Consider the following 10,292-nt stretch of genomic DNA (forward strand, 5'->3'; position numbering starts at 1 on the left):
ATGGATTTGTATAATTTTGACATGGGCTTTTTCTTCTGTTTTTTTTGGCGATTAAATTTTAGAAAATAGCCCATTTTTTGTTTAATTTAGGCGAATGTCAACAAAAAAGGGTGGCGAAGCCACCCACACATGTTGATGAAGAGCCGTAATTTTTCCCCATTTCCACCGTTTTATAGTATGTAGGGCAAATCTGCCTTGCGCTATTGCGGGGGCGTTCCCGCTTTGGAATTACAATGGCGACATTTGATGCTCAACAACGATGAGTTCGTGGACCTAGAGATGCAGCGGGCGTCTCACGAGGATTTTACGGACCGTGTGGAGCTTTACGCGGACCAACTTTCCATCGAGTCCAAGATTCACTTTGACAACCAGCGCACTGAGACCGAGAAGGAAGACCATCCCTACTTGATGCCCACCACCTACAGCGTGTGGATTAGCAACTTCCCGGTTAGCTTTTGCAAGAGCTACCGCGAGGAGTTGGGTATCTTTAGCTTATGCAGGAACTAGCAGGCAAAATTGCCGCGGAACGGACAGGAAAATAAACCCGTCAATGAACTTCTCCGGAACGTAATGTTCGAAATCGTTCACCGGGATAGCCTCGACAATTCGTCGGGGCTTTTAATGTTTACCGCGAGTAAAATACCCGAGGAAACAAAAAAAGCTATCCACATTGCTGGGTTTTTCATATTTACAAAAAGGCCCTGACGTTTGCGTCAGAGCCTGTTTTTTCACGTAAGAAACGTTTTTTACTTGATAATCACCTTTGTTCGGTTATTATAGTAGGTACCCTTGGTGGTGGGCTTATGGTCAAGCTTGCGACCCTTCATGTCAAACCAGCGATCTGCCTTGATTTCACCGGTAATGGTATTGATAGTGCCGATAGCCATTGTGCCCTCTTCTTCATCGATGAATTCCACACCGATTTCAAACGGAATAGAATTGATGGAGCTGACAGCAGCAGGCTTCATCAAAGCACGGGGCGCAGGTTCGTAAGTAGCATCAGGAATTCGCTTGAGGTAAGCACGCATGGGGGCAACCCAAGCACCAGAACCCATGTACACAAACTGTCCCTTCTTAATGCCATCTTCTTCCTGAGCCTGAGCTGCATAGCAGTAATTCCAACCATCAGTGCTATTACCTTCTTCAATATCAACACGTTCATAGGTGCCAATAAAGGACCAGTAATCCGGATTGCCATCTTCGGAATGCTTTGTCACAGAGTTTGAGGAAGGCGTATTGGGAACCAAGGTAACCTTAGTACCTTCTTCAAATGCCATTTCCGTACCATCAACAAAAACTGCGTAAGGAGTATTTGCCAAAACCTGAGACTTTTCACGGGTCATGGTCACCTTCCAACGGCCATCCACTCTTGTGGCCTTGCTGAAGTTGTAGAACGTTGCATTAGTCACTTTTTCTACGGCGATGGAGAACGGCAACATAATCGTTGCAACAGAGTTCGGAGAGAATTCTCGATTGAGAACGATACCATCTACCTCTTGTTCTTCTGTAATTACAAGAGGTTCGCCAGATGCACCGTCAAGGGTAACGATTTCCTTTTCGCCCGGAGCATTTTCTTGGCCACCAACACCAATAAGAACGGGATAACCATCAGTACCAGTTGTCCAGACAGTTTCTGAGCCACTAGACAACAAACCTGCAACTGTTCCATTTGTGAATTCTTCTTCGGATTTCTGGATGCAATTCTGGCTTTCACCAATACAATACGTGTTAGTCGTACTAACCCAATCCGTAGAAATTTCGCCCTTTTGGCCATTAGACGTGACTATTCCCGCATTATAGGAATCGGACACATTCATCCACCCTTCGCCAGTAAAACCTCCAGCCATCGTTACACCAGTTACACTACCCAAATTATAGGAATTACTCAGCCCCTGCGAACACGCCCCTTTTCCTAAGAACCCTCCAGCAGTGTCACCAGCAATCGCACCCTTGTTATAGGAATTAGCCAACACTCCAACATCACCTCGACCAACAAGGCCTCCCGCATAAGCGTTTCCATTTACAGAACCAACATTATATGAATTCTCAATCATCAAATTTGTCGATGTCGGAGCATCATCGCCAACAACACCAACCAAGCCTCCGGCGGTTCTAGTACCAACAGCCCCCATGTTGTAGGAGTTTCGAATATACCCAGAGCCAGAAACTCCACTACCCGACAAAATCCCAATCAAGCCCCCCGCAGAAATACCTTCAACAATTCCGGTATTATAACAGGAAACAATATTATAGTTCGTATATGCTCGACCAACAAGGCCACCAACGGCGGCATCACCAAGGATTTCAGACCCACTATTGTATACGTTCGTAAGGTCCAAGTGTCCACCACTGACAACTCGTCCAATCAAAGCACCAACATTATTACACCCCGACAAGTTGAAATTAACCAAACCAACATCCTTAGCATCCATCTCCTTAGCAACACCAAACAAGCCCACATTATCCTTACTGGGTTTCACATATTTCAGGTTGCTAATAGTATGATTTTGACCATCAAAAACGCCTTGGAACGGATAATCCTCAGAACCGATAGGAATCCAGGATTCGCTTACATAGCTACTCAAATCAACATCAGCGGTCAGCTTAACATCAAAAGTACGATTAGCTTCATTACTGTTTACCAAAGCAGCAAGTTCCGAAAAATCCGCAGCATTACCGATATTACAGTTATATACGTTGTCAATCAGCGTACAAACATCTGCCATAGAGGCAACGGATGTTGCGGCCATCAAAGTCAAAATTTTTTTGGACAGATTCATATTTTTCTCCCTTACTTCTTTACAGAATTGAAATATAGATTCTTTACAACCCTAGACCATATTTGGCCTAAACTTTTCCTTTTGAGCGTTATTTTGTTTGTCGGACATCACACTTTTCAAAGAAAGAAAGCCTCACTAAAAAAAATGAAACCGAAACAAACCCTTCTTCTCTTCATTCGAAGAAAAGATTCATCTATTCTCAGTTTCATTTTGGGATTGATTATCCCGTAATCATCAGAATTTTAGACTAGACGATCCAAATTATCCAAGGATTCTTTAGAGGCCGCAGGGCCATAATAAACAGGCTCCCCAGAAGATTCCATCAATCTGCTAGAAACCTTCAGCTTAATAACAGTAATCTTTGGAATTACGTAGACCTTCTTTTCCATGAGAAAATCCTCAGCAAAAAAAACACCGCTAGTCATCGTTCCATTCAGTATCACCACCTGCAGTAGGGTCATCCTCACAACTACCACACAGAAGCGACTGCTGGCCAACACTCAGATCAACAACTACGAGCTGAGGCTTAATGTACTCCTTACGGTCTTCGCTCTTTTCTACGATCATTTTACAATCACCTTCTTATGGTTGTTAAAATATACTCCCTTTGCAGAGGGTTTACCTTGAATCTTACGGCCCTTAAGGTCAACCCAGCGATCAATAGTAATAATTCCTGTAGCAGAATTCAAGTGTCCAATCGCCATGGTGCCGTTTTCATCGTCAAATTCCACATCAAGACTTTCAACAACGGCATCGTAATTATAGGACGAGGCAGATCTCTTAGCCAAGGAATTACCTGCAACCTGCACAGGATTTCTATGGAGATAAGCATGCATTGGATCAACCCAGCCTGCCGTGATGGTAAACTGGCCCTTACGGATGCCCCCCCTCTTCCTGAGTTTGAGCGGCGTAACAGTAATCCCAACCGTATTCGCTATTACCACCATTTTCAGCAGCCTGGTATTTGTTAGAGACGCCAATGAAAGACCAAGTGATGTCGTCATTGGGAGCTTCGGCAGTGCGAGTGACAGCCATTGGTTCCGAAGAAGTAGCTGTAAAGGTATAAGGACCTCCCGTGAACTCAACTGTTTCTGCGGAAGGAATCAAGGCATAGGGAGTATTAGCAACAACCTGATCCTTAACAGTAGTCATGGTCACCTTCCAACGGCCAGTTTCAGCATTCTTTGCAACCTTGTTGAAGTAGTAGACCTTTGCGCCACTGATATCGCTTACAGGTACAGTAATCGGCAACACGATAGTTGCCACAGATCCAGAAGTGAATTTGCGATCGAGAACAACGTGGTCAACAGTCATTGCGTCATAACTGACGGACTCCTTGCCAGAACCATCTACGAGGGTTGCAGTACGAGTGGACCAGTCAACATCGGCATCGCCAACTTTGTGCTTCTGAGTGGGCAAGCCAGTTTCAAGATCAACAGCCCATGCAGAGGGATTATCCTGGGCAAGCTGAGTTGCAATTTCAGCAACAGTATTTTTTTGTGCAACACCAGTAACCGAACTGGTTCCTGTTGTTGTGTACGTTTTCTCCGCAGTGTATGTTTCGTGCACTTCGCCTGAGTTACTCTTAGCAATGATCGGGTCACTATTATTTCCAGATACATCGCCAGAATTATAGGAATAATAAATTTTAGCAGTATCAGCACTTCCCGCCAAGCCACCAGTGGAAGCCTTATTTCCAGATTTAGGACCAGTTACATTTCCTGTATTATAGGAACTTTCAATCATCAAAGTCTTTGTTGTCTGACCAATCAAGCCTCCAATCTGATTACCGCCACCATTTACGGTGCCCTCATTGCCAGACCCGATAATCGTTACTGGCACAGTGGCATAGCCAACTAAACCGCCGACATCACTACCATTCGCTTTAACATCGACTTTAGAGACACAATTGATTATGGTCAAGGATTTTCCACCAGCACCACCAACCAGCGCAGCAACATTGTCAGCGTTCTTCGTCCCAACTCCCAAAAAGCCTCCCGATTGCGTAGCGGTAACAGTTCCGCTTCCCAATGTCAAGTTTTCTATAACAACATCGCCATCTGTACTTCCAAAGAAGCCAACATTACTCGTTGTTTTTGTAATGTTCAAACCGGTAATGGTGTGACCCTGGCCATCAAAGGTACCAGCAAAGCCCTCAATCGGAGTCCAGTTATTTGTCCCTGTAATGGAAATGTCAGCATCAAGCTTGAAGCAAGCATTTTTATTACTATTGCCTGCAGTATTCATAAAAGACTGGCCATCAGTCTTAAGATTATTCAGATTCTTAATTAGGTAGCAACCGCTAGCATCCTGATCCATCGCCCAAGTGGAGCTCACGACCATTGCCAAAGCGAGAGTTGTAAATAAACGTGCCTTCATAATTTCAAGCACCGTTAATTTTTGCTTACATTCGTTTTTTTATAAAAAGTTAGTAAAACCATTTATTCGTACAAGACAAAATATTTCCTTAGTGTGACAAGAACGACATCGTAAACGACACGATGTAAGTTTTTGTCAATATTTATACTAACTAGTTGAAAACGAAGGTGAAGTCGGGTTTTCTTTTACGAACATTTCCCGAATTCAAAAAGGCGAAGCATTACTTTAATGTACAAATGCTCGGTTGAGTACTTTCAAGTTCACATTATAGATAAGGGAAGGTCGTTTTGGCGATTGAAGAGCGTCTACTTGTCCACATCGCTTCCACAACACAAAAGTAATACTTCACCAGCGAAAGCTTGCTCAAGACCCAGGAGCACTCTATGATCGCACAGGACGAAATCATCTGCCGCCTCACCGAAGGAAAACTGCAAGGCCTTGAAGAAGGTTGTGCTGAAGGTCGCGCCGAGGGTATTGTTACTTGCTGCGGACCATGGCAACAGCCTGGCTGGCAATGCCTTCACCGCGGCCCGTAAAGCCCAACTTTTCGGTGGTGGTCCCCTTGATACCGATCTGCTTTACGTCGAGGTTCAGCACGCGGGCGATGTTCGCCTTCATCTGGTCCTTGTGGGGGTTCACCTTGGGGCGTTCGCACATGACAATGGCGTCGATATTGATGATGTCGTAGCCAGCCTTCGCCACTTCCTCACCCACCTTGCGCAAGAGCTCCAGACTGTCGGCACCCTTGAAGGCAGGGTCGGTGTCCGGGAAGTAGGTTCCGATATCGCCCAGGCCAGCAGCACCCAGCAAGGCATCGCTAATGGCGTGGAGCAGCACGTCGGCATCGCTATGACCCAGCAAACCCTTTTCGTAGGGAATGTCTACGCCGCCGATAATGCACTTGCGGCCTTCCACCAACTTGTGAACGTCAAAACCAATACCAGAACGATAAATCTTATCCATAAAAACCTCAGTTTTAAATTCAAGACCAAAATAACAAAAAACACCCCGGCATAAATATTACGCCGAGGAGTTTCGTCTTGTTTTATAAAAAAGGATTTTTAGTTCAGCCCAGGCAAAGAGTCCCAGCCCTCTGCGTCTGCAGGATCAGATTCACCAGAGCTACACAATACGCCAGAATACTCCATATCAACAACGGTCATCTGAGGAACAACGTATTCCTTCTTTTCGGATTCAAACTTGATATTCACAACAACCTCCTACTTAACCAGAACCGGGGTATGGTCCTGCAAAAAGACACCATGGGACTTAGGCTTATTCAGGCTACGACCAGAGGCGTCATGCCAACGTTCGCTTTTAGCAGTAGTCGGAGCCTTGAGACTGTGAATAGCCGTGGTCGATTCCTCAACCTTTTCGTTTTGTCCGTTTTCAGCCGTTCCGCTTTCGATCTTGTCGCCGCCAACAGATTCCTCTTCGACAGGGACAACCACCGGGTTGGAATTAATGACAGAAACAACCATAGTGTCAGGCAAGTCTTCAAGCGAGAACACCACATTTTCAGGAGATTCTTCACCAGGGGCTGCAGGCTTGCCTTGTTGCTGATTGCTAGAAACAGGGCAATCGTCACTACCCACGTACTTCAGGTAACCGCGCAAGGCGTTCACCTTAGCAGATTTCACCTTTACAAAATCACCCACATGAACTTCGTTTTTACCTTCAACAGCATCAGCAGCTTCGGAACCACTGAGTTCCTTACCCATAAAGCCATATACGTAACCAATTTCGCTAGCATTAACGCCATTTGCAGTCCAGCCCTTGAGAGCAGTGGTTCCCATCATGCGCCAATTGCCATTATTCGCGCAAGGGTCATTCCAAGGGTTGCCTTTTAAGTTGTTTTCTACAGTCGCAAGCAGTTTTACAGGACCTTCAAAAGTCAGCTTGGTGGATCCATTGTTTAGGACAACAACATAGGGCGCATAAGCAGAGGCGTAGCCAAACGTTTCTTCGCCAAAATCAACTCTGGTATTGTTATCAAAAACACCTTGCAATCTTTTAACAGAACCACCCTTGATATTATTTAGGTTGATCGAAAACGGAAGCATTATGGTCGCCGGCTTATCTGCCGCAAATACTCTTTCCATGCGGACTTCGTCCACTTCAACATCGTCTGTAATGTTGAACACTCTTGCGGTGTCCGTAATGGTAGCGACCAACTTGTCATTTTCTTTTGTGAAGACAACACTTCCATTGGAAAGTGCATTCAGATCTTCCACGCTTCTGGTATCGGCGGCGTGAGCTGATACGGCAAATACGCCTGCAAACAGAGAAAGGAAAAAACGTTTCATTCTTAAGACTCCCTTTGATAACATTACCAAACCAGGGAAAATTTAAAAAAACAGAAAAAATTTTCAATATTTTAAAATCGGGCAATGTTCTTTACGACCTAAAAACTTTTCGTCCCAAATTTAGGTTTTACCATATATATGGCAATATTCGGCCTGCTTTTTCTGTATGTTCTATCACATTTAGCACTTGATTTTTGATGTCCATAATAAAAAACATATTTTTTCAAGGCACTTACAAAAAACTTACACTTTTTCATTGATTTATTCCTATCTTTTTCATAGCCTTTAAAAAAGTTTGGTGTCTTATGTTTACAGAAATCAAGAGTTTTCTCGTAAATGCGCATATGAATCCCCAGGAGCTTCGAGCCTCCCAGGAGGCCATCGATAGCAGAAACCGCAGAACCCTAAATGCGTTTTCGTTGCTTTCCATGGCAGCTTTCGCAGCGGCGACCGCGGCCGCACTTTCAGCAGACATCAACGGTATTTCGCAGAAGGCCACGGGTTACATCGCAGCCCTGGTTCTGTCCATAGTGATCTTTCTGGCCAACAAGTTGCTCGTGCCCAGATTCCCACAACTTCTGCACTCATTGGAATTTGCGTTCGAGTGTGCGCTTTATGCCGCAGGCATGTTCCTGACGTTCGTCAATTCCCCGGAACAGTTGACCATTACCCTATTCGGCATGTACCTGATCGTACCTCAACTTTTCGCCACAAGGCCTTTCCGAGTAACAGTCCTTACCATCGTTGTCGCCCTATCGTTTATCGCCCTCTATTACGGCACCGACATAAAACCCGCCGCAATCCGCATGCAGGAAATTGTCAATTCGACCATTTTCTCTTGCGTGGGTATATTCCTGGGCTGCTGCGTGAAAAAGGCCTTGCTGGAGCGTTTTGTTTTTGAGCATCGCGAAAACCTGGCCAACAGTAAGGAACGCAAGATGCAGTTGTTGCAGTGGAAGTCCATGGCCAACATCTACATTTCTATGGCGCAGGTCGACATGGATACCGACGAGTTCACCATGATGCGAACCAACCAGTTTATCCAGGACTCCCTGCCCACCGAAAAGAATTTTACCGTTTGCGTCAAAAAAGTGATGGAAGCCACCACGGATCCCGACTACTTGGAAGAGGTTCTCGCCTTTACCGACATGACCACCCTGAAGGATCGACTGAAGGACAAGAACACCATCACCCACGAATTTTTGGGAAAACATTTCGGATGGTGCCGCGCACGTTTCATCGCCGTGAAAGATAGCGAAGAAGAAGTTCTGCACCGCGTCATCTATGTGGTTGAAAATATCGACGAACAGAAGAACCGCGAAGCACACTTGACTTCCATGGCAGAAACCGACGCCATGACGGGATTGTTCAACCGCCAGGCCGGATCCACCAAGATCAAGGAAAAATTGTTCAACAAGGTGGATGGTATGTTCTGCCTTTTCGACATCGACAAGTTCAAGCAGGTGAATGATACGCTGGGGCATCAGGCTGGCGACGAGGTGATTATCGCTACCGCAAAGGCACTGCGCAAGGCTTTCCGCGACAACGACATCCTGATGCGCTTGGGCGGTGACGAATTTGTGCTTTTCGCCAAGGATATCACTACCGAGGAACTGGGCGCAAGGGTTATCCAGAGATTCTTTAATACGCTGGAAAACACCCAGGTGAAGGGCCTTGAAGATTATCGCATTTCTGTAAGCCTAGGTGCAACTATCGCAAAGGGCGGCGAAGCAAACTTCGATGAGCTTTACAAGCAGGCGGACGCTTGCACTTACGAAAGCAAGAAAGTTCCCGGCAAGTCCTTCACGTTCTACCGCGGTTAAGCGAAAACAATCCCCAAAATTCTTCCCTATTTAAAACCAACATTTATTCGTGAGTGCTGGGAGAAAAGTCGCCCCCGAAATAAGGAAATCGCCCCGACTTTTTCGTGAAGGATACAAAAAGGAACCCACCGGCGGTGGTTCTTCATAGACGGGCAAAGCCCTATGTTACGGCACGCGCTAACACGCGTACGCAGTCTGCCCCCTGCGATGGTCCTTACCCGGCTACCCGTAAACGGGTTATTTCTTTCCGAATAGGCCTAACTGTTCTCCGTACTCGGCTTCGATATTTTTTCTGTAATTCAGGATATTTCTCATTGATCATCAAACTGCTTTTGCCCTTCAGGTATCCGACGATTGATGATGGCGAGTATTTCGGGGGAATCGAAAGCAACATGTGTACATGATCAACGCAGACTTCGGCTTCAACAATCTCAATATCCTTCCATTCGCACAATCTTCTCAGAATCTTTCCTATCTCAAGTCTGCGTTCCCCGTAGAAAACTTTCCTTCTAAATTTGGGAGCAAATACAATGTGATATTTGCAATTCCACGTTGTATGGACGGTTGTATTTCTATTATTCATATTAATCCTTTGGTTTTATTGTGATGCAGTTGGCAGACCGCACCACTAATTTAGCCAGAGGATTTTTTTCATGATCGCCAGAAGACTTTATTTGAACACCCCAGCATAGCTGGGGGGGGGCATTTTATACAAAAAAAGGACCCGCGAGGGGTCCTAACGTTATGCGAAATGCTTGCAGCAGCTATTTGCCACTCTTAAGCCGTTCGATTTCTGCCTTGAGAGCAGCAATTTCAGCAGCGTTATCGGCAAGAGCTTTGGTCTGATCGGCCAGTTTAGCTTCACTCGCAGCCAGTTTCGCATCTTTTGCCTTGCTTGCCGACTCCATCCTGCGAACCTTGCGTTCAAGGGCGCGGTATTCGTCTCCGGCGCTCACAAAGCCAAGCCTTTGTCCAATACTCTGGAATGCCATTTTCAGAACCTC

9 protein-coding genes and 2 pseudogenes are annotated in these 10,292 nt (G+C 45.6%); 2 read left to right on the forward strand and 9 right to left on the reverse strand.

Annotation, left to right across the window (positions count from 1 at the left end):
* Positions 1 to 246: 246 nt before the first annotated feature.
* Positions 247 to 507: a hypothetical protein gene (locus tag BUB73_RS16370; RefSeq protein ID WP_073287536.1), complete on the forward strand. Its 261-nt coding sequence runs from the start codon at positions 247 to 249 to the stop codon at positions 505 to 507.
* 239 nt (positions 508 to 746) lie between these two features.
* On the opposite strand, the gene BUB73_RS16380 is transcribed toward BUB73_RS16370, so the two are convergent.
* From BUB73_RS16380 to BUB73_RS16405, 7 genes are all read right to left on the reverse strand, one after another.
* Positions 747 to 2,780 carry a M26 family metallopeptidase gene (locus BUB73_RS16380; protein ID WP_073287541.1) on the reverse strand — a complete coding sequence of 678 codons (2,034 nt, stop codon included), beginning with the start codon at positions 2,778 to 2,780 and terminating at the stop codon, positions 747 to 749.
* A gap of 242 nt (positions 2,781 to 3,022) precedes the next feature.
* Positions 3,023 to 3,169: a hypothetical protein gene (locus BUB73_RS17485; protein ID WP_158535563.1), complete on the reverse strand. Its 147-nt coding sequence runs from the start codon at positions 3,167 to 3,169 to the stop codon at positions 3,023 to 3,025.
* A 174-nt stretch (positions 3,170 to 3,343) separates the two neighbouring features.
* Complete coding sequence (locus BUB73_RS16390; RefSeq protein WP_139259278.1) at positions 3,344 to 3,568, reverse strand: hypothetical protein; 225 nt, start codon at positions 3,566 to 3,568, stop codon at positions 3,344 to 3,346.
* Positions 3,569 to 3,653: 85 nt separating this feature from the next.
* Positions 3,654 to 5,159: a hypothetical protein gene (locus BUB73_RS16395; protein ID WP_073287551.1), complete on the reverse strand. Its 1,506-nt coding sequence runs from the start codon at positions 5,157 to 5,159 to the stop codon at positions 3,654 to 3,656.
* 477 nt (positions 5,160 to 5,636) lie between these two features.
* On the reverse strand, positions 5,637 to 6,122 hold the full coding sequence (gene ispF, locus BUB73_RS16400; RefSeq protein ID WP_073157352.1) for a 2-C-methyl-D-erythritol 2,4-cyclodiphosphate synthase: 486 nt from the start codon (positions 6,120 to 6,122) through the stop codon (positions 5,637 to 5,639).
* A 98-nt stretch (positions 6,123 to 6,220) separates the two neighbouring features.
* On the reverse strand, positions 6,221 to 6,370 hold the full coding sequence (locus BUB73_RS17490) for a hypothetical protein (protein ID WP_158535561.1): 150 nt from the start codon (positions 6,368 to 6,370) through the stop codon (positions 6,221 to 6,223).
* Between the two features lie 9 nt (positions 6,371 to 6,379).
* Complete coding sequence (locus BUB73_RS16405; RefSeq protein WP_073287553.1) at positions 6,380 to 7,465, reverse strand: hypothetical protein; 1,086 nt, start codon at positions 7,463 to 7,465, stop codon at positions 6,380 to 6,382.
* A 344-nt stretch (positions 7,466 to 7,809) separates the two neighbouring features.
* On the opposite strand from BUB73_RS16405, the gene BUB73_RS16415 reads away from it, so the two are divergent.
* Entirely contained in the window at positions 7,810 to 9,288 is a 1,479-nt protein-coding gene (locus BUB73_RS16415) for a GGDEF domain-containing protein (protein WP_073287559.1), read from the forward strand.
* A 274-nt stretch (positions 9,289 to 9,562) separates the two neighbouring features.
* Here BUB73_RS16415 and tnpA read toward each other — a convergent pair.
* Together tnpA and BUB73_RS16425 are read right to left on the reverse strand one after the other, a co-directional pair.
* Positions 9,563 to 9,871 (reverse strand): annotated as a pseudogene (gene tnpA / locus BUB73_RS16420) (IS200/IS605 family transposase); the annotation flags it as partial.
* Positions 9,872 to 10,052: 181 nt separating this feature from the next.
* A pseudogene (locus BUB73_RS16425) lies at positions 10,053 to 10,292 on the reverse strand (hypothetical protein); the annotation flags it as partial.

This window comes from Fibrobacter sp. UWH6 (genome assembly GCF_900142465.1).
Classification (GTDB): Bacteria; Fibrobacterota; Fibrobacteria; order Fibrobacterales; family Fibrobacteraceae; genus Fibrobacter.

Coding starts and splice junctions, on each gene's coding strand:
- BUB73_RS16370 (WP_073287536.1), top strand. CDS start 247: ATGCTCAACAACGATGAGTTCGTGGACCTAGAGATGCAGCGGGCGTCT.
- BUB73_RS16380 (WP_073287541.1), bottom strand. CDS start 2,780: ATGAATCTGTCCAAAAAAATTTTGACTTTGATGGCCGCAACATCCGTT.
- BUB73_RS17485 (WP_158535563.1), bottom strand. CDS start 3,169: ATGGAAAAGAAGGTCTACGTAATTCCAAAGATTACTGTTATTAAGCTG.
- BUB73_RS16395 (WP_073287551.1), bottom strand. CDS start 5,159: ATGAAGGCACGTTTATTTACAACTCTCGCTTTGGCAATGGTCGTGAGC.
- ispF (WP_073157352.1), bottom strand. CDS start 6,122: ATGGATAAGATTTATCGTTCTGGTATTGGTTTTGACGTTCACAAGTTG.
- BUB73_RS16405 (WP_073287553.1), bottom strand. CDS start 7,465: ATGAAACGTTTTTTCCTTTCTCTGTTTGCAGGCGTATTTGCCGTATCA.
- BUB73_RS16415 (WP_073287559.1), top strand. CDS start 7,810: ATGAATCCCCAGGAGCTTCGAGCCTCCCAGGAGGCCATCGATAGCAGA.